The organism is Aeromonas sp. 601027, assembly GCF_049174455.1.
GTDB classification, from domain to species: Bacteria; Pseudomonadota; Gammaproteobacteria; order Enterobacterales; family Aeromonadaceae; genus Aeromonas; species Aeromonas veronii_A.
This window is the reverse complement of sequence record NZ_JAAKTN010000009.1, coordinates 1-25,773: the sequence shown is the minus strand read 5'-3', so window position 1 is coordinate 25,773 and position 25,773 is coordinate 1. Positions and strand designations below refer to the sequence as shown.

Sequence of the window (25,773 nt, the reverse complement as noted above, 5' to 3'; positions counted from 1 at the left end):
AAACATGGCACGCATGATACCGGAAAAGTTGGAGTCAGTCAGGTTCAGGGCGTGATGATACCGCCCTGGTTAAGGTCATAAAAAACAAAGGGAAGGCCACGTATTGGCCTTCCCCACGGCCTACACACTTATCACGGACGAGTAGGTGCAAAAAGGTTACCACAAGCGGATGCGTGGTCATGCCTCGCGGTTAATCCTTGTCGCAGGGTAAATCACGATATAGACATAGCCATGGCTACCGAGGGTATCGGCTTCGCAGGTGAAACCGCTGTGATGGAAGGTGATACGTTGCTGACAGCGGGCATCCAGCTCGCCGGTCAGCAGTTTGTTTTCCAGTTCCTTGATGATGGCCGGGAAAACAGATTCAAGCTGGTCGATAGGCTCCTCCTCCCATTCACCAATCAATGAGGCCCGATCTGACAAAAAGTGCAGCCGGTGATGCTCTTGAATGAGACGAGCGCCAAAGCGGGGCGTCACGGTATGGGGCAAGCCCCACTGTGCAAAAATCCTAGTGGGGTGGTCTGGCGCTACGGGGTGTTGGTTGTTGGTGTGTGTGGTTGTCGTGGTCATGATTAGCGATACCTCAATTGGGTGTGGATGATGGTGCCTGGCACGTTGTGGCGCTGGCGTAGTCTGGTCAGGTGCTCGGGGAGGTCTGTCAGGCTTGCCAGTCGCCCCCGGTAGAGCCGGGAGAGATTGACGTAGTCCGGATGGCTCACGGTGATGGTTATCTGATGCCCTGGCTGCCAGCGGCTAAACAGGCGGGCTTTGGCCTCTTTGATGGTGGTGATGCCGGGAGCGGGTAACGTTTGCCGGTTGCGCAGATGCAACGTGTTAAGTTCGGGGGCATAGCGATGCACCTCGAGTCCAGTGATAAGACGGGTCATGTTCAGTGACTCCAATGATGCCAAGGGCCAGCCTGTGAGGGCTGGCCCTTTATGCTGTTTGTGGATGAGCGATGAGATGGTCGCGGTGGCTAGCCGTTGTAAAACAGGATGTAGTTCACACCGGTCTGCTGGGCAGCAGTGAGCAAGGGTTGCAGTGCTGGCGGGATGGCATCGAGCTCCATGGCCAGATTCAAGGTGTACTCATAGGCGGAGTCATCCTTCACACCGACATGTTCATGGGAGGCCATACGCTTGACCCATTGCCATTCCGGCACCAGGTCTGCGTCATCGTAATCGCCGATGATGGAACTCATGGCGACATCCAGCATCTGCATCACCGAATGGCCTGCCAGTGGGTTCGTTGTTGCAGGTAGGAGGTTAGTCATTGAGCGGTTCCTTGTTGTCTGGGCTGTGCGTTACAGCTGATTGATAACCGGCTTGCAATTGAGTCTGTCCAGCAGGTGCCGCGAGCCGTACTGGGCTACCAGCCGGTCTATGGCCATCTGGGCGCAGACTGTTCTGCTGGGCTTATTCTCAGGTATGGCGTAACGCGCGGTGAGCCAGCCACCGAGTAGTGCAATGCGATAGCCACTCGGGATATGGGTGAGTGAGGTGCCGATGCCCCTCCCGTGAATGAGGAAGGGCACAGCTTGCCCACCGATGTCGATATCCATGCGCTGGCCTTTGAGTTCAAAGGTGGTGAGCTCACCGGTTCGCGGATGTTTGCCGGGGACTCTGATGGTGATGTTCTTAGCCATTTCACACCTCCGGCTTGCGTTCAAAGTGGTGGGTCACAACGCCCGCTTCCGGGTCGATGCTGATAAACGCCGGGGCTTGCGGGTGGTACTGGTAGAGCCGCGCCAATTCAGCACGAAACGCCTCGACGTTCGGTGCAATTACATGGCTGGTATCCCCCTCGGCGTAGGTAAAGGTCTCCAGCTTCTCGGTGTGAATCCATATCCCGAAGTACCAAGCATCTTCCTCGGTGTCGTATTGCTGCCAGCCCTGGGCCAGCAGCGTGCGGTCGTAGTAGTAACGGTCAGCCTGATGGCTACCACGGTCGATGCGGCAACCCGTCACGGTGAGCTCAAGCGGGATAAGCCCTACCTTCAGAGCCTTCTTGACCCGGCGCAGCAACTTGAGTGCCTTGGCTCTGTTGCGGCCATTACCTAGCGGGGGCGGCTGTCTGGCCCGCAATACCAGGTGGGTCATTATCTTCGGCGCAGTGTTGTGGTTGAGCTGGCCGATAGCGGCGGTGAGTTGTCGGGCGGACAGAGTCTTGTAATCACGTAAGTCATGCATGGTGGGGTTTCCTTCAAATGCAAACAGCCCCTCGGCGTGAGGGGCTGCATGGGGTCATATGTGTGCTGTCGGCGTTGTCATGGTCATGTGTGGCTACTCCAATCCGGCGCATCGTTGCTGCCGTGGTTGACGTAGGCACCCACAATGGTGCGTCGCCACTCCCCAACGGGATAGCCGAGGTCGTTGCACTCACGCTCCCACCACGCAAAGTTAATCTCGCGGGGCAGGTTGTCCACCATGTCCAGTGGACTCACGAACAGCGTGGTCTTGTGCATCGTTGGCACTGGCTTGATCTTGTCGGGGCCAGTGCGCTTGCCGGTCTCGTCATAGTCGTGTGCCCACTTCGGGAAGGTGAGCTGATAGGTAATGAGCCGATGCAAATCGCCATGTGCGCTCATTGCCTGAGCGACTGCGACCTGAGTGAAGCTATCGTTGAATTCGATCATGGGTGTTTCTCTCTTTCTGCAGGTGAACGGTAAGCCGCTGCCAGCAGCGCAAACTGTTCGACCAGGTAACTGATGCTGATGCCCAGTTCATCGCTGACTCCATCCCCCAGACGGTGATGCTGGTGTGCCATGTCATCGGCGATGCGTTGAGCCAGGTGGGCCGTTGAGCTCGGTGGTGAGCTTGTCACCGTCAGGGTGATGGAGAGAGCCATCACATCTCTCCCCAGGGGGCTTGCTCCCACAGTGACAACCGGGTCAGCACGTCTTGCGCGAGAGCCTGTTGCAACTGCTGTATCACTTTCACCAGCCGGGGAGCCTGCTCGGGGCTCCCGCTCCATTCACTCGATTGGTACAGGGCGCAGCAGGTGAATTTGTAGAGGGCAACCAGCTCGCTATCGGTGAGTGGTGCCTGGTGGTAACGGTGGGCAGGTTTAATCTGTCCCAGCTTGGTCGAGCTGTGCTGGCGTGGTTCCTTCTGCTCTTGCTGGCGTCCTAACTGATAGCGATGCCAGACTGCCCGCCGGTTGGCGAGCATCATCAACCGTACCAACCGGTCTACCCGCCACGTCCAGGTACTGGTCGTGTCTGCTGGCGGTATCAACCAGAGGGAGCGCAGCAGCTCCAGGGTGTAGTGTGGTGGCGTTGGGGCATTGCAAAAGCGGTGTAATTGAACGGCAAAGGTAAGGTAGTCCTTGCGATCGATCATGAAGGCAGACATGGGATGACTCCTTGAAATGCAAAAGGCCACCTGCAGTGAGGTGGCCCTGTGGGTTGTGTCGGAATATCCGGATCATGGTGTTGGACCTGATGATCCTGGTCTGATAATCCGGGTTATTGGGTGGAAACGTGATCGGCATGCATGTTATCCGGCGATCGGTATACATGTTATTTCTGTGCCCGCGCTGCGTCTGGGTGAGCCGCATCGAACAGGATGGCGTAGAGCGCACAATCAATGCCGTTGACGGCATCGTGGTGCGGGTAATAGGGCGGTGCGTCTCGGGATCGCTCGAAGTAGTCGCCAAAGCAACTGAGACACTCGCGGATCTCGATGGTGGAGCCCTGCAGCAAGATCTCTTCAAACTGCTTGGCATAAACCTTGTCGTCACGGGCCTTGGTGACGGCCTTTTCCAACAATACCTGCGCATCCTCGTTGCAGGCGGTAGCAAGGCCATGGCGTAGCTTCTCGAGGGTATCCTCAAGGGTATAGGGGTTAGGTAATCGCATGGTGTTTGTCTCTTCTTGGCGCGACTAATGGCGTAGCTGATAGAGCAACGCATCAATGGCCTCGACACAATCGCTCTGGGTGAGCAGGTAACCGTTAGACATGTGAGCCACGATGGCAGGCTCGGCCTGCATCTCGACGTTGTCAGCCAGCCAACAGCGCAGCTCGATGAGGATATCGAGGGCGGTGAGGTGGGTTTTGCCTGGGGTTAGAGTCATAGCTGACCTCTTTCGGCCATCGAGACTACGCCTTCGGCACCGACCACCAGATGGTCGAGTAATCGTACATCGACCAGGGCCAAGGCCTCTTTGAGGGCCTGGGTGAATACCCGGTCTGAGTGGCTGGGTTCTGGGTCACCGCTGGGGTGATTATGGACCGCGATAATCGAGGCACTGCAAAGCAGTATGGCCCGCTTGACTACCTCTCGTGGGTAGATACTGGCGCAGTCCAAGGTGCCGCGAAACAGCTCCTCAAAGGCCAGCACGCGATGCTGGGAGTCAAGGAACAGTGCGCCAAACACTTCGTGCTCCCGGTCTTGTAGCAGGGTTTGCAGCCGCTCGGCGGCCTCGGTAGTACTGGTGATGGCGGTACCTTTGGCCAGACGCTTGCGGGCAATCTGGTTGGCGATACGCAGCAGGTCTTGCTCTGTCACCGGTTCGGTGACGACATAGGTGCCGGGGCATTCCCCGGCTTTGAGTTTGTGGTAACGCATGGTGGAATTCTCCAAATAAACAAAACCCCGGCACGCATGAAGCATGTCGGGGTCAAAGGTAGAGAGGTTGTTGGCTCTCTTTCAGGGTAGTTCAGCAGTCCGTTGTGATGAGGCCTGCCGTGGCTGCGGGTTCACGCTTCACTGGTATCAGGTTTTCCGGTACCAACACGTTCAGCGGGATAGCCAGTGCGAGGCTCAGCCGTTCCGCCAGTTCATAGGCAGGGCCGATGGTTTCGTAGTCTGCTACCCAGGTGGCCAGTGCCAACCCATTGGCCTCTACCGCCCGCAGGTAGACGCTGTAGCCGTGCACGGTCAGGCCACTGTCACGCACCACCTGCGTTTCCCCCTCTCGATTGATTGCTTCAAGTTCAACGGCTATCGGTTGCTTGGGCATCGTGTGCCTCCTCTTGGGGTAAGGGGTCACTCTCTACGCAATAACCGTGGTGGATGCAGGTTCGCTGCAGGTCGCTCAGAAAGCTCCCTAGTACACGGGGCTGGTCGATGAGTGGGACGGGTCCTGCTTGGCAGCGCCAGAAACAGCGACGAGTGGGGTCCACACAGATTTCATCCACGGGTTGGCTCATGGTGCGCCAGTCCTCGGCATTGGTGAGGGAGAGCAGTTGCCACTGCACGCCAGACCAACGTAAGTGCAGCGTGACGGAGCGGGTGTTTGGGCTACCAGGAGTCAGGTGCAGCAACCAGCGCTCGCCCTGGCGAGTTGGCTGCAGCTTGGCTTTGGCCGCGACCAGCCCCAGCCACTGGCGTGAATAGTGAGATAGCGGCAGTTCGTTAGTCATCACACACCTCCTACTCCCCGCTGACCGTGATGGTGAAATACCCCAACTGGGCGTAGCTAATGAAATTGCTCTGCCACATTGCAAACAGTTCCCGCGCTTCCACGCCGGGCAGTGGCCCCCAGCCTTGCAGATAGTGCTCGTCGCAGGAGAGGTTGAAGTCGAGCTCCTTGCAGAGCTCGGCATCCTGGCCCAGCCCCTGATAGCTGAAGTCGGTGACGTAATCGAACAGCCAGCCATCAAGACCGCGTATCAGACGTATCTCGACGGGGTGAGCCCCTCCTTGCTCGGGGCTGTAGGTGGGACTGCGAAAGTTGAAGGTGAGCTGGGTCAGGCGCTCGAGGTTGAGGCCGAGATGGGCAACCTCCTGACTGAGTAACGTGAGCAGCGCTTGGGCAACGGGTAGGGCAAAGCCGTCCCGGAAAAAGGGAATAGTCATGGTGTACTCCTTGAACGGGTTAAACGTCGCCGAACAGCTCGCGCATTTTTCTGGCTGCACGGGCACGGATCTGGGCGTCAATAAAGGCGGTAATGCTGGCGAGTGCTGCACTTAGTACCGCGATGTCATCGGCGAGCCCCATCGGCAACACATCCGGAATGGCATCGATGGGCGAGATAAAGTAGGCCAGCGCACTGTAAATCAGGAGCTTGGCCCAAAGCGGCAGATCATCCTTCTGGCTGGTGTAGTAGAGCAACAGACAGGTCTCGATAAAGGGCCGACCGGCACGTTTGGCAAAGGCCCAAAGTTTTCGCCAAAAGCCTGGGTGATCGAATGGCTCGCATTCGGGGGGAATGCAGGGTGGCATAGTGTGTCTCCTTCACGGGTGGGTGAATGGCGGAAATGAAAAGAGGAGGCAAATGCCTCCTCTGGGATGAAATGGGCGTGAACTATTGGTCCCACATCAAGCAGTCAAACTCGGGGGTATTGGTGGCGGGCAGCACAGAGGCCACCTCTTTGATCGGCAGTGCGAGCTGCTTACCGTCAGCAGTCAAAATGCGGATCGACTTGGCCTTACGCAGCTTCCCCCACATGTCGAAGAAATTGTTCTCACCGACACGGGAAGCAGTCTCATAGGGCGCGTCGTATTGGCTGCCATCGACGATGATGGAGAAAGCCTGCCCAGCATAAGAGCCATACTCCTTGCCCTGAACGGTAGCCGCCATGCTGACCTTGCGGGTGTCACTACAGGCGATATAGAGATGGTTCTGCTCATTGACCACCGCTGTGTATTCGCTGGTGCCCTGACCCCAGCCACTGCTCCAGCGACCGGCCTCGCCATAGGCCAGGGCGTTATTGCACAGCAGTATGGCCGTCAACGTGATCCAAGATTTTTTCATGGTTAATGCTCCTCATCCAACGTAGTAACCCAACACATTTTGTAAAAAGCCGCCTGCAGCGATGTAGCCAACGACGCCCCCAATGAGCTGGGGACCCATTTTCCAAAACAGCTTCTTCTTGAACATCTCCTGTGCACCGTCAGCCAGCAACAAGTCAGGCTGAGTGAAGCGGCGAAAGAGTTCGCCAGCCATCATCCCCAAGGACGAGAACAGTGAACCGAACACAAAGAACCAGAGATGCCCCCATACCCCGAGTTGGGGGGAACCTCCGGTCCAGAGGGAATGAATGGTGGCAGCCAGTAAAAAGAGGGTGGCAATGATGGGGTAACGGATCATGATTTTCTCCTTGGTTAATGTAGTGAGTGTGAAAAGGGCATGAGTAGTGGGGTATTAAACGAGGCATGAACCTCCGGCCATGGGCAACCTGTGTTGCCTGGATGACGTACACGGGTCGCCTTGGCGGTTATCGCATCACATCGACAAAAGACCTTTTGGGGTGATATTCGCCTTTTTGAGTCCTTATCGTCAATGGGCTCATGATTGACCATGTGGGTCGATTGGAGGGGCTATGACGGACATCGACTTGAAACAACTGGCCAAAAATGTGGGTAAAGCGATTGGACGTCAGCGCAGCCAAGCTGGGTTGACCCAAGAGCAGGTGGCTGAACACCTCAATATCGGTATGGAAGCGGTCTCTAGGATGGAGCGTGGAATTGTGGTGCCGACCGTAGTGCGGTTGGCTGAACTCGCTCAACTGTTTGGTTGTGAGCTGGCGGACTTTCTGCGTGAGACTAGCAACCGTCCCACCGAGCAGGGCATTGTGTTGAGCCAGCAATTGGCACAACTTGATGATGCCGACCGGACCTTGCTGCTGGAAACCATTAATCGTCTTGTAACGCGATTTACCCAATCAAAGTAAATGAATGAGACAACGTCGATGGCATAAATCTCCTTACCCGGACTGGCATCAGCCAATCCGGGTGAGGATTGTTATACTGGTTGAATAAAGAGAAACACAATTATTGTAGTAACGTGAGTGCCTGTTCCAAGGCGTGGTATTTTAGCTGAGCACCTTGGCCGAACCCGACTGAATCAAGTCGCTTATCCTGACTGCGAGCAAGATGATGATGAACGACATATTCCGTTACAGCATTAACTAAGCCCCAAGCAGTATTTTTGTCACTGGCAAAGTCTGAGCACACTCCTGTGCCTTGGGAGCGTTACTGTAATTTCTTGGTAGGACGACTCAGAGCAATGTTGCCGTCATCATCTGTCGGGTCATTAATCAGGTCACTGAAGAAAAGAATAGCTTCAGCAGGAGAGACTGAGCGATGACTCTGCTCATGTATATTGCGTTGAAACAGGTCCCAGTTTGCTAAACCAAGACCTAGCACCTCTTTGACATATTCCGGGTTGAATTTAGTTGAGTGGGGCACTTTAATTGCGTCGGCTTTATCATTGAGTGCCATCTGTAATTTAGTATTACAAACCACCCGCAGAGAGGTAAATTGAGCAGTGGTACAGAGCGTTCCATCACAACTGGTCGCCAACAATAAATAAAATTTCACGGTGTCGCTGCCGTTTAGTCTCATGTCCTGGCCCATCCAGGCCAATGCCCACAGCATTCTCCCTCCTTTTAATACGCCTGCTGTTTCTAATTCAAACCTACCTGCTTGCACCAAATCCTGATAGAAATGCAATACCTCGTGAGGCTGTACCACATTATAACGTTTGGAGACCACCGAGAGTGGAGCCTGCGTATCGGAGCGGTAAAGGACTTTACTCATCGTAAAGGGGCGGATATGCAGTGCATCTGAGGTGACATTGTAGAGCACATCGCTTTGTTCGATGCCCCAGTCCATCCCAGCTGCTTGTTGCCAGATATCGAGAGATGGTTGGGGGACAATAAATGACACAGGCCATGCCCAGGTTTTGCCCTACGTAGGCCATCGCATCGATAAGGTGCGAATGTGCCCTCTAGGTGAAGACCTGTGCCAATTCATCTGGGTGATATAGGTCTGAGATTTTCTGGAAATGCCAGTGAGCCCCTGGTGAATGCAGCTATAGCCGGTATGTCAATTTGGACAGGATGGACATACATGTGAAGCGACCTCGAACTGGTCAGATTGAGCGGCATCACCAAGTTAGATCCTTACCGGCGCATCCCTTGGGCGGCTCACATGTCCCTCCATAGGCAGTGAGAGGGGCATTTTCCTTCTCTCGTCACAGAGAGTACGCAACCTCATGTTTCACATGGAAATTCAACTAACTATTTAAACTTCTTCAACTAACTTCTCATCGGTACATGGTCATGAATGCCGCATGTAGCCGTGTGAGTTGTGAGACTACCGGCGAAGGAGGTCAGGTTCACCAGTGCTGATTTTTAGATGGTACAGGAGATGTGTAAATAGAACCAATACGGCAGAAAATGGCATCGTTTGAGGGGGGCATTTTTGGAGAAAATGTAGTTGTTAAACAGGGCATTAAGAAGGAGGTAAAGCAATGCTATCTAACGTACTACGTCCCAAATATGCGATCAAGATGCTCGGGATCAGCAGCGCCAAATTTTTTGACATGCAGAATCCGAAGTCACCACGTTTCGATCCGACGTTCCCTAAGCGGATCCGCCTCGGCGCTAACTCGGTCGGGTATCTGGAACACGAGATCATGGAATGGCTGAAATCGCGCCAAGAGGCGTGAGCAGGTCATCTTGCTGATGGCAACATGGGACACAACAGAGTGCTCCATGGGCCGTAAGATCGACGTCTTAGCAAGGTCGATTACGTGTTAGAGAAGAAGGAGAAAAATAGACACTAAGTATACAGAAATCAGTCCGGCACACTGCATCGGCATTCTCGGGAAAATAAGGAGGGAGATGGAATTATTTTCCCTGAGAATGTTGTTCGCAACTGAAGTTCGAATATTGGTTTTTATTGTTATTAATAGTCCCTCTAAATAACCATGAGAGGACACCATTACCATTAACTGGTTATCCAATCATTCATGATGGATCATCATACAGGCGTAATCAACAAGATGAAGCCTGTAACCAGATATTCGAGTAGGACATAACAGCATGTCCTCACTCACCATTCACTAAGGGGTAAGTATGTCTAAGTATGGTCGTAATAGTATCGACATTGATGCAATCAAAATACTTCAAGAGTCTAATCTTGAGGTCGGCACTAAAACCGACGGGAGTCCCACAGTTAGCTTGTCCCAGATACACGACGAGGTCGCTTATTATCGTGTGATGTTGAATTACATTGCTAAGCTTGAGCGAATGAACTACCCGCCCATCATTTTTGGCTTGATACAAAAATATGGGACCTGTGGCCTGACCGAGGATGGCACAAAACTCCTAGATATTGTCAACAAAGCTACATTGGTCTTTAAGCACCAGAAGTATTATCGCTTGCACCCTAAGCTAGCGTGCTTGTGTAACTTTATCGTGAAGCATGAACTTCACGAAATGCTTGAACTTGGCCGTGTTGATGGCAAGGTGAGAGAGAAACTGACCGAAAAGCTTAAAGTATTATTGCGTGAGTTGAAATCATACCAACTGATGTGCCAAACATATGCCTTTATTAAAGGCGCACGCAAAAATACCGTATCACTGAGAAAATATGTGGACGGCTTGTTTCAGCGTTACTCCCGGCTGTTGGTATTGCGGGTGGATTTGTCCTACAAGCGCGAATTTCGCGATTCACTTTCGATTGATGAAATCCTCAAGCACAAGGATGCATTGCTTAAAAATCGCCGTAAAGGGGCTTTGGCTGCCACCTGGGTGGGGTATGCTTGCCGTTTGGAGTACGCCCCGGAGACGGGCTTTCATTTGCACCTACTCGTATTCAAGAATGGCGCTGATTTTCGCAGTGATGTGTTTCATGCAGGGTTGATCCTCGACGAGTGGCAGCGTATCACTGGCGATCGTGGACGGGGCTTTAACTGCAATATGAAGGCGAAGGATGGCGGATACCGATTCTGCGGGATTGGCGTCGTCAATCATGACGACAAGGAGAAACGGCAATATTTGCACAAGGCGGTTGCTTACCTGACCAAGTCAGATCTCGTAGCTAAGCTGACGCTTGAAAAGCGCCGTACCTTCTTCAAGGGAACTTTGCCCAAAAAAGTCACGGCCAGAGGGAGACCGCGTGTGAAGACCAGCACGCAGTCTCGGCAGCCAGTACAACAGCTCCGCTTGGTCGGTGTTTGACTCGACCTGGCTATCTTGTCAGACTCTTTTGAGGGGCCTTCGGGCCCTATTCATTGAGCATTGATAAGCATGGGGGCAATGTTGGCGGCATCGAAAGGAGATTGGTTGCGACTGAAGTTGTTGGAGCTCGCACGGCAAGTGTCATTTGATATCGGGATCTCTTTGGACGAACTCTGTCCACTTGAGATGGCTGGAAATAATGAAAATCTGCCTTGGCGATTGCGTCATGGTCATGGCGACGAGCATCACCGGAATTTGTACTATGCCTTGGCGTTGATTGAGAAGTTAAAGGAACAGCTTGGCTGCACGCCTGAAGACGAATGGCAAATATTTGAACAGGTGAGTATTGAGAAGTCTATCGAACGATTTCACTCGTTAGCAGAGTTTCAAACGGCCAGTATTTTTCCGATAACGAAGATAGGGTCGCTTTTTTTAGCCATCTTGTCTCTCCTCAATGTTGCGCATCGGCATTTCAGGCATTACACGTTGCATCCCTACGCTAATTATTTCTCAACCCAAGAATGTATCGACATCATCAGCTGTTATTATGACCATCTCGTTTTTCACGAGGAGGTCATGGCGTCTATCCCGGTGGAACCTGATATGTCGGAGCCGATTCTTATTGGTATGGTTAAGCAGGCAACGAGCATTGCAAGTAAAGTCAATGAAAGAGCCCGTGTTATCCTTAAGGAACTATGCCGAAAAGACTTGAATGTGAAAGTCAGTGAGTTTGAAAAAAATGCAGCTAAGCATATCTCCGGTTTTTCCAGCTTGTTACATCAAGTGAATCGTGATAAGCGACATTTAAATGTTGTGATTAAGGCTAGATTTGACTTTGAACCTTACTGTGGAAATAAAAATGATCCTGCGGGCATTCAAGCGCATGCCGAGAGATTTAGTAAGGCGATATCAAGATTGAATGATAATCTAAGAAGAACGGCCACCTTGAAAGGCTTTTCCAATATGGAGAGTGTGCTCCATGCCCCAGAGGTAATGCCATGGTATCAAGAAACATTTATTGTCCTTCGCTTTCCTAAAAAGGCATACCCCTTTGATTATCATAAAGGGTCATTAGCGTTACTGTGCCAGCATGATGGGAGCATATCTGAAGGTCTCCGTGGTTATGCTAAGACTCCACGTAGCAAGAAGTACTCTGACCTTTTGGCAAAGACACTCAATAATGATACCCAACAGGGTAGCAATCTGGGCGATCTTGTTGATATTTTGAAAGCTAAAAAGAAAGACAATACACCGCTTGCTACGACGGCAGACATCATTGATGATTTACATAGCAAAATGGCGATTTTTGATAGTGTCATTTTCTTGCAAGAGGCACAGGAGCGTTGGCATGAGTACGTGGAGAAATACGCTAATGATGCAACTTCCACTGCACAACAGAAAGACTATCCGGTGACACTTTTTTCGATGCTGCTTATCGATAAAAAAGTTGTCACACCTCTTGTGGCTACCCCGAGAATACTATTCGAACAGTCAGGCCCATTGGATATAGCCAAGTATACTCACCGACAACATCAGAGTATTATCGCAAACGCTCTTCAAATGCTGCCCTTTCCAACATTGAATACGATGCCAGAGGGACTTCAGAATAAAGTTGCCATAGGTATCCCCCATAATGAGCTCATGCTGCTTGATATCATCAAAAGTAGCATGGTAAAGCTGTTTTTCATGAAGCTAAACTTGAAAGATTTGAATAGAGAGCTTGATGAGGTTCGCAGTACATCTAGCTCAGGGGGAAGTAAAAGTGGTTTAATGTCAGAATGTAAGAGTGCCTCTCTTACAGAGCTAAAAAAGATCATGAAACTATGCTCAATGTAATATTTCGACTCAATGTCTTCATGGAGCATAGTCGAGTTATGAATATAACGCTGCGCTGTGATTTTTTTGTTTTAGATGACTCTATGTTGCGTTATTATCATTTTCATGCTGAGTGTTAACGTTGCATCATGTTGATGCTTTATTTACGGGGATTGAATAGGTGAATGAATTTCTGAAGGTGTTACTTAATGTGCGTAGCCTGCGGGCAGCACTGCGTGAATTGTCTCTGGAACAGCTCAAAGAAGCCCACGAGAAAATCGAGATGATTTATCTGGAGCGTTTAGAGCAGGCAGAAAAAGAGCAAGCCGCCAATGCTGAGCGTCAGCAAAAGCTGGCTGAGTTCCAAGCGATGTTGGCTCAAGCTGGCATTGACCCGACTGAGTTGGTAGGCAGTGCCCCAACTGCTGCGACTGTGGCTAAAGCTAAACGAGCACCGCGTCCCCCGAAATACCGTTATGTTGAAAATGGCGTAGAGAAAACTTGGACCGGTCAGGGCCGTACACCCAAGTTTCTGGCTGAGCAACTCGAGCAAGGTCGTCAGCTGGATGACTTCCTCATCTAAATAAACAAGGCCATGCCCTCACGGTGTGGCCTTTCTGTTTACACGCTCCGTGGCTAATTAGTGCCAGCTCTCGTCGTTACGAACCAGGAATATTCGGTAATGATCTGTCGCATGACAGAGGTCAGCTCTAATGACATTATTCAAAACATCCTTTAGCATGCACATGATGCTGGCTTAGCTCAGTAGGTAGAGCAACTGACTTGTAATCAGTAGGTCACCAGTTCGATTCCGGTAGCCAGCACCACAATGATCACCGAATTCCTCATAGCCGACCCCGATGCCAGCCATAAAAGACTTAGACGCAGAACGTACTGATTTGGATGCGCGATTACGTGAAGCCATTGATAGCTGGGATCCACGTCGCCCCAGACGCTGGCTAGCGAAATATGGCGGTTGGCGAGTAGAAAAGCGCTCCCTCCTTACGCAGCGATATTGTGCGATACGCGACGAAGCCCAAGCCTTGCTAACAACAAGTAGTTAGTCTGGGTGTTTATTGCCATTCTCTGAACTAATCATTCAATGGGTAGCCTAATGATGCCTACCCATCACCCAGCGTAATGACGGAATACATGTCTACCAATCCGAATCCACCTTTGCCGCGTTACTTGCAGGTTGCACATTGGCTACATGACCAACAGCGAGCAATCAGTGCCCGTGAAGCTGCAGACGTGTTTGGCGTCTCGCCTTGGTCCATAGAGCGAGATTTTGCCAGGGTTCGGGGATTGTCCGGGATCGTGGTGTTCGATGAGCAACGAGCCCCCAGCAAAGGTGGGCAGCAGTATTTACTGCGGGTGCTGCAGATTTTCCCCTACTGGCTTGACGAACACCAGCAACCCCATCAGCAACTCGCCAGTTCCTGGGACCTCAACGCCCCCCTCACGTGGCGAGACCTACTCTGCCGTCCTTGGTGTCAATTAGTCGCCCGACATCAACGCAGTATCGATGCTTGAGCCTACTCATATCGAACGCTTGCCTAGCGAAGTGCGCCGAGCTCTTGGAGAAGACTGTCGTTTAGATACGTCGCTCATGCGAGGCCTTATTAACAGCTGATGGAATATTGCTCTATCTGATTGATAATTGGTAATATTGAGTACATTTCATCGCTTTTAAGCCGAACGATTGACCATTACGCCGCTCTACTTCCTCAATACCACCGATGCACTGACGTTGATCGCCGAGTTCGGTACCGCTACTGATGAGCAATCTATCGTGACCTTACTCCGATCACTCTGCCAGCAGATGGGGTTTGACCATTTTCGGTTGGGGTTCATTTCACCGAGCTCGATACAGCGTCCTGACGTGCGGATCTTCAATGGCTGTCCTGGCCCGTGGGTGCAGACCTATGACGAGAAGGGGTTGTTTGCGGTGGACCCCGTGGTGCGCAAGGGGATGGCGCAGAGCATGCCGATATTGTGGGCTAATCTCATTGCCGAGTGTTGCGACCAACAGGATGCTGCTGGATTGGAGGTCATGATGCTGGCCCAAGAGGCTGGACTGCGTGATGGCATCACCATCCCTTGGCATGGGCCGAATGGCCATGTCGGGTTGCTCTCTCTCATCACACGCGCACCACGTACTGAACATCAATGGCTCAGCGCGATCCCATTTCTGAGTTGGCTATCAAGCCACGTCTTCGAAGCTGTTGTTCGGGTGTGTACGTCAGCCATGCCACTTCGTGTCCCTTTGAGTTTGCGAGAGTTAGAGGTCTGTCAGTGGGCGGCTGAAGGGAAGCAAGTCAGTGATATCGCTCAAATCCTGGGTATTACCCCTCGGACAGTCACCTTTCATCTGGAACGCATAACCGAGAAGTTGGGGGCGAGCAGCAAGAGTCAGGCGATCTCTTGGGCTCTCAAGCAGGGATTGATACGTCTGAATATCGGTGCAGCAGAAGTGGGAAATATCTGCGAGCTCAGTGAATGACACTAGGTGGCGCAACATATTGCGCGAATTGCAGTGAAAATCACTAATTCAGCAACTCTTTATAGTGCATGTAATCAATTTGGGCAAAATGTTGCTCGACAGCTGAGCTACTGCAGTCGCGTTATTTGGTTAAGTTATTGATAAATAACAATGTGGGAAGGTTGGCATGGTCGCTGCTAAGGCTGGTTGAGTGCTATCTCGTTTAACCAACCTATTTAGGAGCATACCCATGCCAACTCCATGTTATATCAGCATCGAAGGTAAAACCCAGGGCAACATCACTGCCGGTGCCTTCACTTCCGATTCCGTCGGCAACATCTTCGTACAAGGTCACGAAGACGAGATGCTGGTACAAGAGTTCAATCACCAAGTCACCGTGCCGACTGACCCGCAATCCGGTCAGCCTGCTGGTCAGCGTGTCCACAAGCCGTTCAAGTTTACCGTTGCCCTGAACAAAGCTGTGCCGCTGATGTACAACGCGCTAGCTTCCGGCGAGATGCTGCCGAAAGTGACCCTGAAGTGGTACCGCACCTCCGTCGAGGGCAAGCAGGAGCACTTCTTCTCTACCGTGCTGACCGATGCCACCATCGTTGACATCGACTGCCAGATGCCGCACTGCCAGGACCCGGCGAAGTCTGACTTCACCCAGCTTATCCAGGTCTCCATGGCTTACCGCAAGATTGACTGGGAGCACACCGTTGCTGGTACTTCCGGTGCTGACGACTGGCGTGCGCCTATCGAGGCCTAAGCCTCCCTTTCGTACTTTGGTATTCCTTGTAAGTAACCCTGTATCTTGTGGCCGGTGTGCTCCGGCCTTTATCCCGTGTTTCTCCGGCCAGCCGTTGGCTGCCGGAGCCTTTTATGCTTTGCCATCCCTCTGTCTGGCTGCTGATGTAATGGGGATTACCTTGGTAGCTAGTGCGGGGGGATGGCAAAGCACACAAGAGGTTTGAATTATGTGTCCCTCCATTGCATTGCTCGGTGACCTTGGCACCGACCACGATGGCTTTCCACCGACCCCGGTGATTGCCGCCAGTCCTGATGTCTTTCTCGATGGTAAGCCAGTGGCCCGTCAGGGCGACCCGTTAGCGCCGCACGACAAGCCCAACAATCCACCCCACCCGCGCAGCATTGCCGGAGGAGTTGGCTCTGTGTTGGTGAACGGCAAGCCCATCGCTGTTACAGGTACAGCGGTGGATTGTGGTGGCGTGGTGATTGGCTCGGGCAGTGGGCAAGCAGGATAAGGAAAAAGGTCATGGCACAGAGCACAGGATTACAATTCACCGTCAAGGTTGGCGCACTGGCTGACAACACCTTTGCAGTCGCGAGCTTCAAGCTCGATGAAGGCTTGAACCGTCCCTTTAACCTTCACTTGGAGGTGGCCAGCCAGCAACCGGACATCGATTTCGGCGCCGTATTGGACCAGCCGTGCGAGCTGCTGGTGTGGTACAACGGTGAGCTGCAGCGCCGGGTGTGCGGGGTAGTGAGCGAGTTTGCACAAGGGGATAGCGGTTTTCGCCGCACCCGTTACAGCATTGAGGTAAAACCTGCCCTGTGGCGGTTGGGATTGCGCCAGAACTCCCGCATCTTCCAGGCGCAAAAGCCCGATGAAATCCTCAGCATCCTGCTGCAAGAGCACGGCATTACCGATTATGCCTTTGCGATCAAGAATGAGCACGCGCAGCGCGAATACTGCGTCCAGTATCGGGAGACCGACCTCGATTTCGTGAATCGTCTCGCAGCCGAAGAGGGATTGTTCTACTTCCACGAATTTGAAGCAGGCAAGCACCGCATCGTCTTTGCTGACGATGCCGCTGCGCTAACCGCTGGCCCCGAGCTCTTCTTCAACCTCGGCAACCGCTCGCTGGAACAGGGGCCTTACGTGCGCCAGTTCCACTACCGCGAGGCGGTGCGCACCTCGGAGGTGGAGCTCAAAGACTACAGCTTCAAGACCCCGGCTTATGGCCTCTCCCAGAAGAAAATGGGCGCAGAGCTGGAGCACCAGCGCGATACCTACCAGCACTTCGATTATCCGGGGCGCTACAAGCAGGACCCGAGTGGCAAGGCCTTTGCCCAACACCGGCTCGATGCGCTGCGCAATGACGCGGTGGCGGGCAGTGGCAAGTCCAACAGCGCAGCCCTGCTGCCGGGACAAAGCTTCTCCCTGACCGAGCATCCGAACGGCAGCCTTAACACCGACTGGCAAATCGTCCATATCCGTCATACCGGCGAACAGCCGCAGGCGCTGGAAGAGGAAGGCGGCAGCGGCCCCACCGTTTACCACAACGAATTCGGCGTAGTGAAAGCGAGCACCACTTGGCGCGCCCGTATCGGCAGCCTCGAGGCGCCCCACAAGCCGATGGTGGATGGCCCGCAAATCGCCAGCGTGGTGGGCCCGGAAGGGGAAGAGATTTACTGCGACGAACATGGGCGGGTCAAACTGCAGTTCCCGTGGGACCGCTACGGCTCTAGCAACGACCAGAGCTCCTGCTGGGTACGGGTGAGCCAGGGCTGGGCGGGCGGTCAATACGGCATGATGGCGATTCCGCGTATTGGCCACGAGGTCATAGTGAGTTTCCTCGAAGGTGACCCCGACCAGCCCATCGTCACCGGACGTACCTTCCACGCCACCAACAGGCCACCTTACGACTTACCGGCGAACAAGACCCGTACCGTGCTGCGCACCGAAACCCACCAAGGCGAGGGTTTCAACGAGCTGCGTTTTGAAGACCAGGCGGGGCAGGAAGAGATTTACATCCACGGTCAGAAAGACCTGAACGTAGCAATTGAGAACGATGCTGCCTGGCACATCAAGCACGACCAGCACACCGACATCGACAACGAGCGGGTGACCCGCATCAAGGCCAACGACCATCTGACGGTCGAGGGCGAGAAGCGCGACCACATCAAGGCTGACTATTCGCTGACGGTCGATGCCTCGTTCCACCAGAAGCTGGCCCAGTCACTGCTGGTTGAGGCAGGCCAAGAGGTCCACATCAAGGCTGGTAACAAGATTGTGTTGGAAGCAGGCTCCGAACTGACCCTCAAGGTCGGTGGCAGCTTTGTGAAGGTTGACCCCAGTGGCGTCACCCTGGTGGGTCCTACCATCAAGATGAACTCGGGCGGTAGTCCCGGCTCGGGCTCCGGTTGGGCGGGTCAAATGCCTGGCTTGCCGGGGGCTGTCAAAGTCCCCCCCGCACCACCAGCGACTATCCCTGCGAGCGCCATTCAAAAAAGCATGGAGTCCATGGCCCCGTTGGTGAAGCCCTGCCCCTTTGCCCAGGGAGGTAAGGCATGACCTTTCAAGAGTGGCGTAACCAACACCCCGGTCAGTTGTTTGCCATCGTCGATGCCGCGCTCGATACCTCCGCAGTGGCGGACTACTGCAACCAGGGCGGTGCTAATGCCATCCCCTTGTTTGCCGGTACCGCTTTTGCTGAGCAGTCCGAACAAGGCCCCTGGCTACTGCCCGCCCCAGCTCCCGAGTTTATCGCGGCTCACCCGCAACTGGGCGGCGTCTACGTCACAAGCGATGCCACTATCGACGTTGTCCACCAGCACTGGCAAAGCCTGATCGAAGTGGCCTTTGAAGGAGAGGTGATGTGGCTGCGCTATGCCGATAGCCGGGTCTTTCCCAAGATGCTGGCCACCATGAGTCAGCAGGAGGTCGATGATGTACTGGGGCCTTGCTCAAGCCTGTGGGCCAACGAAAGTGCGTGGCAGCGCACACCTGATACCGAATTTACTCCCCGCCAGGCCCCCTGGTTTCGCATTCAGCCTCACCACTTGACGCCGCTGTATGACGAAAGCAGTCACGCCTATATCCTCTCTCGCCACTTCTGGCAACGGATGGAGGAGATGATGGCGCGTCATCCCAATCCGGAAGCCGCCATTACCACCGTCCTCAAGCAGGCCAATCAAGCAGGGCTGGCAGGCGACGTCCTTGATGGCGTGGTGGCAGGAGCCCTCACACTGCAGGCAAGCATGGCGCTGGATGCCATCAGAGCGCCATTGATGCTGACCGATGATGAAATGGCTCAGGTGAATAACTGGCTGAACAAACACCCTGATTTGATAGGAGCTATGTAATGGCTATCAGTGCCCACTGCATCCCCTGTGAAAAGTACAACTGCTGGATTGAGATAGACGTTCGCGACGAACAAAACCGCTCGTTCAAGGGGCAAAAGGCCACCTTGACCGATGCCACTGGCACCAGCAAAACCGTGACTCTGAAAGATGGCCCAACCCTGGTACAAGGTTTTGCGGTGGGGCCGGTCACCGTCAAGCTGGAGACCCAACCCTGGCTCAAAGCAGCCCAAGCCCGTGAAGCCCTGAAAGAAGGCGAAACCAGCCAGGTTCCCGCTTATACCGACAAACTCTTCGGGCACGACGATGTAAAGCGCGAACACATCAAGGTGACTTCCGGCGACCTTTGCCTCACTGACCCTGAGCAGCCGCTACCAGAAGGGCACAAAGCTGGGCAGGCCCAGCCGCCACGGTTTATCACCAAGCACTCCTACGTGATTGAGGTGAAGGGCTATCAGCTGAATATCCTGCGTATCGGTGTGTTCTTTGACGGCACCGCCAACAACACCTTCAAACACCTGGAAGGGCAGGAGATGATCGAGGCTTTCCTCAGTCAGTGCGATGACCCCGTTGAGCGGGAAGCATTGCGCCAACAGTGTCAGGCTGGGGCTTTACCGCTGAAGGACAACAGCGAGAAGAACGACGTCACCAATATTGGCAAGGCTCATGAGCTTTATCTTCCTCCAAGTAAATCATCACTAATTGTAAAGGCTTACATCAGTGGCATCGGCACCGCAGCCGGTGAGGGGGATACCAGCCGGGGGTTGGGCTTCGATAATGGAGCCACCTCCAGCTTGGCCAAGGTAGAACAGGCTTGTCGCAGCAGCATAGTTCAGGGAATAAAATCCCAGCTAGGGGATTTCTTGCCCGGCATTGACTGCATTCACAAAATCGAATTCGATGTGTTTGGCTTTAGCCGAGGGGCGTCGGCGGCCCGCCAGTTTGTCAACCAACTTGACCAACGCGCCGACCACTTGCTGGTCGAGGCAATAGCCAATGAACCCAGCATCACTCTCAAGGCGGGCTTTGATTGGGCCAGCCGCGACGATGTGCGTATTCAGTTTGTCGGGTTGTTTGATACCGTGGTCACCTCGCAATTTGAAAAGCGCCAGGTGACCCTAGCCCCCGACTGCGCAGAGCGGGTGGTGCACCTGATAGCCAATGATGAATGGCGCATGAACTTCGCCCTGACCCTTATCAGAGACGATGCAGCCAGCAACAAGATACCTCCACACTTTACCGAGCTGACCCTGCCGGGTGCCCACTCTGACATTGGGGGTGGTTACTATAGCCGCTGGAGCTTGCGCAACCCCAATAGCGATCCGGCGCTGACGGAGCAAAAGGTGATTAAGCTGTTTCAAAGTATGGAACCCGCAGGGACTCGCCCAGCGCAGAGCTCCGCTTATCAGCAAGCGATGGACTATGCCCAAGCCAAACTGAGCCAGGGCTGGGGAAATGGGGTGACTGTGTTACCTTCTCCAGCTAGCGACCCAGTGAAAGGGAAACTCAATTTACGAGTTCGCACGTTAAACCGCCCCGAGTTTGGCCGGGAAAAACCGTTGGAAGTCAGTGTCACAGTGTTGCTCAACCGGGTGGTCGAGGGGGAGTATTCCCGCATTCCGCTGCACATCATGGTGGAAGCCGCCCGTGACGCAGGCGTGCCGTTCCAGGAGTGGGATTTGACCGATAAAAACCTCATGCTGGAGAGCGCCGCCGTGCCGCATCCCAGGGTCGACTTAACCAAGCTGGACACCCTGTGGCTGACAGCGGGCAAACGCAAAGGAGTGGTTGAGGATCTGGCCCAGACGCTGCCCCCAGATATCTACCGTTATCTGCGTTTTGAGTACCTGCACCATAGCGCAGATAACGGCTTGGTGAACTATCCAAACCAGATTGATGGTCGAGAAGCTCGCCGTATAATCAACAACCTGGAGGGAGGGAAATAATGCGCTGGTTGATATTGCCGCTAGTGGCACTGGGGCTGATGGCCTGCCAAGACAACGGCCCCACACGCATGGACTGGCGTTACACGGTCGGCTCCAATGCAGACGGGATCTGGCACACCAAAGCCAACTTCTATCGCGAGGGCAAGCCGGTGCATGGCTCGGCAAATGGAGCCTCAAGCCGAGTCGATGAAAAGTCATTAAAAGAGCGTGATTATCGTTGGTTAGTCAGTGGGGGACGAAGTGGCTACAATGAGCCCGTGCCAGACAAGGTTGTGATTGAGTGGGTCTCCTATCACGACAAAAAACGCTATGGCATCACCCTGGACTTGCCCAAAGATATGGCTGCCCAGATGGCCCGCCGCTATAGAGTGCAGGTCGGTGACAAATGGCAAGAAGAACAGCGCAACAACATAGCACTGGGCTTGGCCAGCGGCGGCTATGTCGAGGTGTTTTTAAGAAACCCCAAGGTCAAGCCGGACATATTGTTGGCCAGAGGGTTGGCGACAGAAGTGGTTGATCCTTATGACTTGCGATACCCGCTGGCAAAGCAGTTTGAAAAACGTTGGGAAGGCTTTGATAACTCTTTCTCCAAAATCTACCAACAATACCCCACTCCCAGTGGTATGGCTTGGGCTCCCATCATGGATGCTTATCGCGCCGCACAGCCTAAAACGGATACCGATCCGGTCAATTAATTTGGATTGCGGTTTAAGAGGTATCAATGAAGCAGTACCAAAACTGGCTAGCCCAGTATCTGATTTGTCGTCGTGATAACGACCATGCCATGGCCGCAGAATTGACACAGAGCATCTGTGCTTTCTGGCAGGCCAGAGGCGATAAGGCTGAGCATTCCAAGTGGCAGAAGGTCTATCAGGATCACCTGCAACAGACCACCTGACAGGCAAGGCTAATGGCCAGGGAAGGCACCGCATCAGCTGTATGCCCATCAGGTGGCCGCGTAGCATAACGGATTAGCCCGTAATACAGCACTACCTCACCCGTCACTTTTTCACTCTGCGAAGATTTTTCCATGACACATCGAGCCTTATGGCTGGCACTGGCAGCCAGCATGCTTGCAGCCTGTGCTTCCACGACCCCACGTACTGACACCGAGTTATCCCAAGCAGCAAAGCAGGGGGATGGCCGCGCCCAATATGAGTTGGCCAAACGTCTGGCCAGCCAACCCGATTACCCCAATGCCATGCACTGGATGCAGCAGGCCGCTGAGCAGTCTGGCCCTTTGGCCGCCGATCAGCAGATCCGCGCCAGCGCCGCGTGGCAAGTGGGTGACTGGTACCAGGCCGGGCTCGGTGAACCCAAAAATCCGGCACTCGCTACTCAGTGGTGGCAGCGTTCAGCGCGCCTTGGCAACACCCAAGCCAGCTACAGACTGGGGTTGATGTGCCAAGAGCAACATCAAGGCAAGCTGGCGAGTGACTGCCTCAATTGGTTCGAGCAGGCTGCTAAGCAGGATCATGCTGACGCTCAGCTGGTACTGGCCCGCTGGTACAGCACCCAACCGGGGGCTGATACGGATGCCGTCAAGTGGCTTGAGCGATCTGCAGAGCTGGGTAACCGTGATGCCCAGTACCTGCTGGGTGAGCGCTATGCGCAAGGTAAAGGGGTAGTCAAACGACCAGATCTCGCCCAGCGCTGGAACGACAAGGCGGCGGCTCAGCAGCAACCGGACGCTTTGCTACAGCAAGCCAAACAGGCCGCCCCCACCAATGCTTTCGCTACCTATCAGCGCGCTGCCAATGCGGGTTCTGCCGAGGCAGAGCTTTGGCTAGGGATGGCTTATCTGGCCGGAGAGCAGGTATCAGCCGACCCCGCTTTGGGGCGCTACTGGCTGGAGCTGGCAACTGGACACGGTTCCCACGAAGCCGAGTACCAACTGAGTTTGCAGCAGGTGGACCCCGAGCAGCAGGTCTACTGGTTAGAGAAGGCAGCTAACGGTGGCGTACCCAAGGCGTTGTTCGAGCTGGCGGAGCTACAGCATAAGCAAGGTGAACTGACGCAGGCCAGAGCCAGTTATGCCAAGGCCGCCCAACAAGGACACATTCTCGCCCAGTACACCTACGGTGAAATGCTGCGTCTGGGACAAGGGGGAAAAGAGGATTACGCGCTTGCTCTCAAGCAGTATCGCCTAGCGGCCCAGCAGGGCGACCGCCAAGCCCAATACCGAATGGGGACATTGCGTGAGGAAGGCTTGGGGGCTCCTCGTAACCGGGTGCATGCCTATGCTTGGCTGTCACTGGCGGCGACAGAAGGAATGCCTGAGGCTGTACGGGCCCGTGATGAACTCGAGGCCGCGATGACCAAGCCGGAAGTCAAACAAGCGCAGAAACTCTCTGAGCACTGGTTTGGCAAGATGTCATCAACGGCTAAGAAAAGCTAAAAAAAGAACATAGAAGGAAGCGGCCTTGGTGGGCCGCTTCCTTCTTATTCAGTTGGTGAATTACCGGATACAAACTCAGCCCACGCATCCATCATTGGACGTCGCTGATCCAGCAAGTCCGTGCGGTGGTAGGCGGCTTCTACCTTGTTCTGCACTGTATGGGCTAACGCTCGTTCAGCGAGATCCCGCGCATAGCCCTGCTCGCTGCACCAGTCTCGAAAGCTGGAACGAAAGCCATGAGCCGTTGCCATTCTGCCAGGAGTGCAGCTCTCCGCTTTAGCTCTTCTCAGAAACATCGTCAGCACTGTGTCTGAGAGCGGTACCTGATCTCTGGGGGATGGGAATACCAACTCGTCATGTAATCCCCTTAACCCCTTCAGGATTTCGACGGCGCGAAGAGATAACGGAACACGATGTTGTTGCTTGGCTTTCATACGCTCGGCTGGCAAGGTCCAGATCTTTGCTTCCAAGTCTACTTCTGACCACTTCATGGCTCTGACTTCACCTGAACGGCATGCAGTAAGGATCAAGAACTCCAGCATTGAGCGGGTTACATCGTACTGTTGCGCTGTTCGCAGATGCTTTTGCACAAAGGCGGGGATATCACGCCAAGGCATCGCGGGCTGGTGTTCAACCCTCACTGATTTGCTGGGTTGGGCCGGTAGTAAGTGACTCACCACATCCACCGGGTTTGCAGAGGTATAGCCGTGAGCCCATGCCCAAGCCATGACTGCGTGTAGGCGTTGCTTAACACGGCTTGCCGTTTCCGGGATCATCAGCCATATCGGTTGCAGAACTGAAGCGATATTAGCTGGGGTTATCGCATCAATGGAGATAGCGCCAATTGCAGGAAAGGCATATTGCTCCAATGTGGTGATCCATTGCTTACCGTGTTTGGGGTTCTTCCAACCTGGTAGCAAGCTTTCATAGACCAATCTGGCAGATGCTTCCAAGGTCGGGATCTTCGGCTTGTTCTGCTCCTGCAGCCGGAGTTCTAGTGGGTCTAGATTATTCGCCAGCTGTTCCCGCATTGCCTGTGCGTCTCGAGCTGCGTCAGCGATGGAGATCTCGGGGTAAGTCCCGAGGCCTGCATTACGTCGTTTCTTCGTCAGTGGGCTGACATAGCGGAATACCCACTTGCCTCTACCCTTGGCAGTAGAAGGGTGTAGCGTTAACCCAGTTACACCACCATGAGCAAGGGGTTTATCTTCCGGCTTGATGCTACGAGCTTTGGTATCGGTGAGGATTGCCATCAGGTAACCTCCTTGAGAATTGAATATGCCACTCAGTATGCCACCAAGCATGCGCAGTGGTAATATGTGATTGGGATGGATTGGATAATGCTTGGCTATAACTTACTGATAGTAAATGGTGTGTTGGGTTTGTGTGGAGTTGATTGGACTTGATTGCGGCGGGCACCTCCTCCGCCATTCATACCGAGCCCATGCAACCATGTTGCGTGGGCTTTTTATTTGCCTACGACTTGCCACTCCCCATAGCACTCAGCAAATCAGCCTCCTTCATCACCCTCCTTAATCTTCACTCCTGCAGGCTCAATAACTACCAGAAAATCCCCCATCAACCTCGAACCTCTGCGTTCCTGCGAGCATCCCTTCCCATTTCCTTATTGCCCCAAACAACAACGACCCAACGCAGCGACCACGGCTCCAGCATGTTGGTACCGCCAATAACCCCTCTTCGGAATAAAGTCATAGCCGGTTAACACAGTCACAGAAAAGCAGGGACGATGGGGTTTCGGCTTAAAAAGAGGGGACGGCTAACTCAGGAAGCATAGAGCCTAAGCAAGAGCTCATGACGTATAAACGATCATGGGATTCACGGGTTATGACGGCACCAGAGCAGCCATACAGAGCAACTGCTTTACATGAAGAAAGAGTTAAAGCGTAACATCAGGCTATTCGTTGAACTGAAAGGCAACAGCGAGTAGCAATAAAAACCGATGAAAGGAATAAGTCAGGTCAAATATCAGACTATTTAATAAATTGCAGCCAATAAAAAACCCCGCTCGATGAGCGGGGTTTCTTGTATTGGGTGCCTGGCAGTGTCCTACTCTCGCATGGCGAATGCCACACTACCATCGGCGCTAC

32 protein-coding genes, 1 tRNA gene and 1 pseudogene are annotated in these 25,773 nt (G+C 53.7%); 15 read left to right on the top strand and 19 right to left on the bottom strand.

What is annotated here, in order from left to right; all coding sequences use genetic code 11:
* Positions 1-177: 177 nt before the first annotated feature.
* From G5193_RS12680 to G5193_RS12600, 17 genes are all read right to left on the bottom strand, one after another.
* Complete coding sequence (locus G5193_RS12680; protein ID WP_421206135.1) at positions 178-570, bottom strand: type IV toxin-antitoxin system YeeU family antitoxin; 393 nt, start codon at positions 568-570, stop codon at positions 178-180.
* A gap of 2 nt (positions 571-572) precedes the next feature.
* On the bottom strand, positions 573-887 hold the full coding sequence (locus G5193_RS12675; RefSeq protein ID WP_124240607.1) for a hypothetical protein: 315 nt from the start codon (positions 885-887) through the stop codon (positions 573-575).
* Between the two features lie 89 nt (positions 888-976).
* On the bottom strand, positions 977-1,273 hold the full coding sequence (locus G5193_RS12670) for a hypothetical protein (protein ID WP_421206134.1): 297 nt from the start codon (positions 1,271-1,273) through the stop codon (positions 977-979).
* A gap of 30 nt (positions 1,274-1,303) precedes the next feature.
* A complete protein-coding gene (locus tag G5193_RS12665; protein ID WP_421206133.1) occupies positions 1,304-1,645 on the bottom strand; it encodes a hypothetical protein in 342 nt (113 codons plus the stop codon).
* A 1-nt stretch (position 1,646) separates the two neighbouring features.
* The gene (locus G5193_RS12660; protein WP_421206132.1) at positions 1,647-2,189 is read right to left on the bottom strand and encodes a hypothetical protein; all 543 of its coding nucleotides are present in this window, start codon (positions 2,187-2,189) and stop codon (positions 1,647-1,649) included.
* Positions 2,190-2,272: 83 nt separating this feature from the next.
* Complete coding sequence (locus tag G5193_RS12655) at positions 2,273-2,635, bottom strand: hypothetical protein (RefSeq protein ID WP_042050506.1); 363 nt, start codon at positions 2,633-2,635, stop codon at positions 2,273-2,275.
* Positions 2,632-2,847, bottom strand: coding sequence for a hypothetical protein (locus tag G5193_RS12650; protein ID WP_421206131.1), 216 nt, complete (start codon positions 2,845-2,847; stop codon positions 2,632-2,634). The genes G5193_RS12655 and G5193_RS12650 overlap by 4 nt, the downstream gene beginning before the upstream one ends.
* A complete protein-coding gene (locus tag G5193_RS12645) occupies positions 2,847-3,353 on the bottom strand; it encodes a hypothetical protein (protein ID WP_421206130.1) in 507 nt (168 codons plus the stop codon). Before G5193_RS12645 ends, G5193_RS12650 begins: the two co-directional genes overlap by 1 nt.
* A 167-nt stretch (positions 3,354-3,520) precedes the next feature.
* Positions 3,521-3,859, bottom strand: a complete 339-nt coding sequence (locus G5193_RS12640; protein ID WP_421206129.1) for a hypothetical protein — start codon at positions 3,857-3,859, stop codon at positions 3,521-3,523.
* A gap of 24 nt (positions 3,860-3,883) precedes the next feature.
* Positions 3,884-4,075: a hypothetical protein gene (locus G5193_RS12635; RefSeq protein ID WP_421206128.1), complete on the bottom strand. Its 192-nt coding sequence runs from the start codon at positions 4,073-4,075 to the stop codon at positions 3,884-3,886.
* Positions 4,072-4,569: a RadC family protein gene (radC, locus tag G5193_RS12630; RefSeq protein WP_421206127.1), complete on the bottom strand. Its 498-nt coding sequence runs from the start codon at positions 4,567-4,569 to the stop codon at positions 4,072-4,074. The genes G5193_RS12635 and radC overlap by 4 nt, the downstream gene beginning before the upstream one ends.
* Before the next feature lie 91 nt (positions 4,570-4,660).
* Positions 4,661-4,963 (bottom strand): hypothetical protein, encoded by a 303-nt coding sequence (locus G5193_RS12625; protein ID WP_421206126.1) that lies wholly within the window; start codon positions 4,961-4,963, stop codon positions 4,661-4,663.
* Positions 4,938-5,366 carry a hypothetical protein gene (locus G5193_RS12620; RefSeq protein ID WP_421206125.1) on the bottom strand — a complete coding sequence of 143 codons (429 nt, stop codon included), beginning with the start codon at positions 5,364-5,366 and terminating at the stop codon, positions 4,938-4,940. Before G5193_RS12620 ends, G5193_RS12625 begins: the two co-directional genes overlap by 26 nt.
* 10 nt (positions 5,367-5,376) lie before the next feature.
* Positions 5,377-5,802, bottom strand: a complete 426-nt coding sequence (locus G5193_RS12615; protein WP_421206124.1) for a DUF2787 family protein — start codon at positions 5,800-5,802, stop codon at positions 5,377-5,379.
* Positions 5,803-5,821: 19 nt separating this feature from the next.
* A complete protein-coding gene (locus tag G5193_RS12610; protein WP_124240617.1) occupies positions 5,822-6,169 on the bottom strand; it encodes a YkvA family protein in 348 nt (115 codons plus the stop codon).
* 82 nt (positions 6,170-6,251) lie between these two features.
* A complete protein-coding gene (locus G5193_RS12605; protein ID WP_076362367.1) occupies positions 6,252-6,701 on the bottom strand; it encodes a hypothetical protein in 450 nt (149 codons plus the stop codon).
* 12 nt (positions 6,702-6,713) lie between these two features.
* On the bottom strand, positions 6,714-7,037 hold the full coding sequence (locus G5193_RS12600) for a hypothetical protein (RefSeq protein WP_244365580.1): 324 nt from the start codon (positions 7,035-7,037) through the stop codon (positions 6,714-6,716).
* A gap of 232 nt (positions 7,038-7,269) precedes the next feature.
* Here G5193_RS12600 and G5193_RS12595 point away from each other — a divergent pair, with 232 nt between their 5' ends.
* On the top strand, positions 7,270-7,620 hold the full coding sequence (locus G5193_RS12595) for a helix-turn-helix domain-containing protein (protein WP_098983717.1): 351 nt from the start codon (positions 7,270-7,272) through the stop codon (positions 7,618-7,620).
* Positions 7,621-7,720: 100 nt separating this feature from the next.
* Here the strand turns inward: G5193_RS12595 and G5193_RS12590 are convergent.
* Positions 7,721-8,563: pseudogene (locus tag G5193_RS12590) on the bottom strand (DUF932 domain-containing protein).
* Positions 8,564-9,203: 640 nt separating this feature from the next.
* Here G5193_RS12590 and G5193_RS12585 point away from each other — a divergent pair.
* From G5193_RS12585 to G5193_RS12520, 14 genes are all read left to right on the top strand, one after another.
* Complete coding sequence (locus tag G5193_RS12585; RefSeq protein WP_421206123.1) at positions 9,204-9,401, top strand: helix-turn-helix transcriptional regulator; 198 nt, start codon at positions 9,204-9,206, stop codon at positions 9,399-9,401.
* 409 nt (positions 9,402-9,810) lie between these two features.
* On the top strand, positions 9,811-10,917 hold the full coding sequence (locus G5193_RS12580; protein ID WP_421206122.1) for a hypothetical protein: 1,107 nt from the start codon (positions 9,811-9,813) through the stop codon (positions 10,915-10,917).
* A 105-nt stretch (positions 10,918-11,022) separates the two neighbouring features.
* Complete coding sequence (locus G5193_RS12575; RefSeq protein WP_421206121.1) at positions 11,023-12,753, top strand: hypothetical protein; 1,731 nt, start codon at positions 11,023-11,025, stop codon at positions 12,751-12,753.
* A gap of 160 nt (positions 12,754-12,913) precedes the next feature.
* Positions 12,914-13,315: an H-NS family nucleoid-associated regulatory protein gene (locus G5193_RS12570; protein ID WP_408834520.1), complete on the top strand. Its 402-nt coding sequence runs from the start codon at positions 12,914-12,916 to the stop codon at positions 13,313-13,315.
* A 168-nt stretch (positions 13,316-13,483) separates the two neighbouring features.
* Positions 13,484-13,559, top strand: a tRNA-Thr gene (locus G5193_RS12565).
* A gap of 875 nt (positions 13,560-14,434) precedes the next feature.
* The gene (locus G5193_RS12560) at positions 14,435-15,235 is read left to right on the top strand and encodes a helix-turn-helix transcriptional regulator (RefSeq protein WP_269382186.1); all 801 of its coding nucleotides are present in this window, start codon (positions 14,435-14,437) and stop codon (positions 15,233-15,235) included.
* 229 nt (positions 15,236-15,464) lie between these two features.
* Positions 15,465-15,983, top strand: a complete 519-nt coding sequence (gene hcp1 / locus G5193_RS12555; protein ID WP_005359949.1) for a type VI secretion system effector Hcp1 — start codon at positions 15,465-15,467, stop codon at positions 15,981-15,983.
* 208 nt (positions 15,984-16,191) lie between these two features.
* Positions 16,192-16,479 (top strand): type VI secretion system PAAR protein, encoded by a 288-nt coding sequence (locus tag G5193_RS12550; protein ID WP_204479498.1) that lies wholly within the window; start codon positions 16,192-16,194, stop codon positions 16,477-16,479.
* Positions 16,480-16,490: 11 nt separating this feature from the next.
* A complete protein-coding gene (locus G5193_RS12545; protein ID WP_421206120.1) occupies positions 16,491-18,533 on the top strand; it encodes a type VI secretion system tip protein VgrG in 2,043 nt (680 codons plus the stop codon).
* A complete protein-coding gene (locus G5193_RS12540) occupies positions 18,530-19,324 on the top strand; it encodes a DUF4123 domain-containing protein (RefSeq protein ID WP_421206119.1) in 795 nt (264 codons plus the stop codon). The genes G5193_RS12545 and G5193_RS12540 overlap by 4 nt, the downstream gene beginning before the upstream one ends.
* Entirely contained in the window at positions 19,324-21,267 is a 1,944-nt protein-coding gene (locus tag G5193_RS12535; protein WP_421206118.1) for a T6SS phospholipase effector Tle1-like catalytic domain-containing protein, read from the top strand. The genes G5193_RS12540 and G5193_RS12535 overlap by 1 nt, the downstream gene beginning before the upstream one ends.
* On the top strand, positions 21,267-21,962 hold the full coding sequence (locus G5193_RS12530) for a DUF2931 family protein (protein ID WP_244365573.1): 696 nt from the start codon (positions 21,267-21,269) through the stop codon (positions 21,960-21,962). The genes G5193_RS12535 and G5193_RS12530 overlap by 1 nt, the downstream gene beginning before the upstream one ends.
* Positions 21,963-21,988: 26 nt before the next feature.
* Positions 21,989-22,165, top strand: a complete 177-nt coding sequence (locus tag G5193_RS12525; RefSeq protein WP_244365572.1) for a hypothetical protein — start codon at positions 21,989-21,991, stop codon at positions 22,163-22,165.
* A gap of 132 nt (positions 22,166-22,297) precedes the next feature.
* Positions 22,298-23,665, top strand: a complete 1,368-nt coding sequence (locus G5193_RS12520) for a tetratricopeptide repeat protein (protein WP_421206117.1) — start codon at positions 22,298-22,300, stop codon at positions 23,663-23,665.
* A gap of 44 nt (positions 23,666-23,709) precedes the next feature.
* On the opposite strand, the gene G5193_RS12515 is transcribed toward G5193_RS12520, so the two are convergent.
* On the bottom strand, positions 23,710-24,918 hold the full coding sequence (locus G5193_RS12515; protein WP_421206116.1) for a tyrosine-type recombinase/integrase: 1,209 nt from the start codon (positions 24,916-24,918) through the stop codon (positions 23,710-23,712).
* Positions 24,919-25,773 lie beyond the last annotated feature (855 nt).

What these genes read in the sequence shown, in the direction of transcription:
- G5193_RS12635 (WP_421206128.1), bottom strand. Translation starts at nt 4,075, where the DNA reads ATGACTCTAACCCCAGGCAAAACCCACCTCACCGCCCTCGATATCCTC.
- G5193_RS12580 (WP_421206122.1), top strand. Translation starts at nt 9,811, where the DNA reads ATGTCTAAGTATGGTCGTAATAGTATCGACATTGATGCAATCAAAATA.
- G5193_RS12615 (WP_421206124.1), bottom strand. Translation starts at nt 5,802, where the DNA reads ATGACTATTCCCTTTTTCCGGGACGGCTTTGCCCTACCCGTTGCCCAA.
- G5193_RS12535 (WP_421206118.1), top strand. Translation starts at nt 19,324, where the DNA reads ATGGCTATCAGTGCCCACTGCATCCCCTGTGAAAAGTACAACTGCTGG.
- G5193_RS12650 (WP_421206131.1), bottom strand. Translation starts at nt 2,847, where the DNA reads ATGGCTCTCTCCATCACCCTGACGGTGACAAGCTCACCACCGAGCTCA.
- G5193_RS12625 (WP_421206126.1), bottom strand. Translation starts at nt 4,963, where the DNA reads ATGCCCAAGCAACCGATAGCCGTTGAACTTGAAGCAATCAATCGAGAG.
- G5193_RS12640 (WP_421206129.1), bottom strand. Translation starts at nt 3,859, where the DNA reads ATGCGATTACCTAACCCCTATACCCTTGAGGATACCCTCGAGAAGCTA.
- G5193_RS12660 (WP_421206132.1), bottom strand. Translation starts at nt 2,189, where the DNA reads ATGCATGACTTACGTGATTACAAGACTCTGTCCGCCCGACAACTCACC.
- G5193_RS12680 (WP_421206135.1), bottom strand. Translation starts at nt 570, where the DNA reads ATGACCACGACAACCACACACACCAACAACCAACACCCCGTAGCGCCA.
- G5193_RS12600 (WP_244365580.1), bottom strand. Translation starts at nt 7,037, where the DNA reads ATGATCCGTTACCCCATCATTGCCACCCTCTTTTTACTGGCTGCCACC.
- G5193_RS12645 (WP_421206130.1), bottom strand. Translation starts at nt 3,353, where the DNA reads ATGTCTGCCTTCATGATCGATCGCAAGGACTACCTTACCTTTGCCGTT.
- G5193_RS12655 (WP_042050506.1), bottom strand. Translation starts at nt 2,635, where the DNA reads ATGATCGAATTCAACGATAGCTTCACTCAGGTCGCAGTCGCTCAGGCA.
- G5193_RS12605 (WP_076362367.1), bottom strand. Translation starts at nt 6,701, where the DNA reads ATGAAAAAATCTTGGATCACGTTGACGGCCATACTGCTGTGCAATAAC.
- G5193_RS12515 (WP_421206116.1), bottom strand. Translation starts at nt 24,918, where the DNA reads ATGGCAATCCTCACCGATACCAAAGCTCGTAGCATCAAGCCGGAAGAT.
- G5193_RS12585 (WP_421206123.1), top strand. Translation starts at nt 9,204, where the DNA reads ATGCTATCTAACGTACTACGTCCCAAATATGCGATCAAGATGCTCGGG.
- G5193_RS12620 (WP_421206125.1), bottom strand. Translation starts at nt 5,366, where the DNA reads ATGACTAACGAACTGCCGCTATCTCACTATTCACGCCAGTGGCTGGGG.
- G5193_RS12530 (WP_244365573.1), top strand. Translation starts at nt 21,267, where the DNA reads ATGCGCTGGTTGATATTGCCGCTAGTGGCACTGGGGCTGATGGCCTGC.
- G5193_RS12545 (WP_421206120.1), top strand. Translation starts at nt 16,491, where the DNA reads ATGGCACAGAGCACAGGATTACAATTCACCGTCAAGGTTGGCGCACTG.
- G5193_RS12595 (WP_098983717.1), top strand. Translation starts at nt 7,270, where the DNA reads ATGACGGACATCGACTTGAAACAACTGGCCAAAAATGTGGGTAAAGCG.
- G5193_RS12520 (WP_421206117.1), top strand. Translation starts at nt 22,298, where the DNA reads ATGACACATCGAGCCTTATGGCTGGCACTGGCAGCCAGCATGCTTGCA.
- G5193_RS12670 (WP_421206134.1), bottom strand. Translation starts at nt 1,273, where the DNA reads ATGACTAACCTCCTACCTGCAACAACGAACCCACTGGCAGGCCATTCG.
- G5193_RS12525 (WP_244365572.1), top strand. Translation starts at nt 21,989, where the DNA reads ATGAAGCAGTACCAAAACTGGCTAGCCCAGTATCTGATTTGTCGTCGT.
- G5193_RS12550 (WP_204479498.1), top strand. Translation starts at nt 16,192, where the DNA reads ATGTGTCCCTCCATTGCATTGCTCGGTGACCTTGGCACCGACCACGAT.
- G5193_RS12665 (WP_421206133.1), bottom strand. Translation starts at nt 1,645, where the DNA reads ATGGCTAAGAACATCACCATCAGAGTCCCCGGCAAACATCCGCGAACC.
- hcp1 (WP_005359949.1), top strand. Translation starts at nt 15,465, where the DNA reads ATGCCAACTCCATGTTATATCAGCATCGAAGGTAAAACCCAGGGCAAC.
- G5193_RS12540 (WP_421206119.1), top strand. Translation starts at nt 18,530, where the DNA reads ATGACCTTTCAAGAGTGGCGTAACCAACACCCCGGTCAGTTGTTTGCC.
- G5193_RS12610 (WP_124240617.1), bottom strand. Translation starts at nt 6,169, where the DNA reads ATGCCACCCTGCATTCCCCCCGAATGCGAGCCATTCGATCACCCAGGC.
- radC (WP_421206127.1), bottom strand. Translation starts at nt 4,569, where the DNA reads ATGCGTTACCACAAACTCAAAGCCGGGGAATGCCCCGGCACCTATGTC.
- G5193_RS12675 (WP_124240607.1), bottom strand. Translation starts at nt 887, where the DNA reads ATGACCCGTCTTATCACTGGACTCGAGGTGCATCGCTATGCCCCCGAA.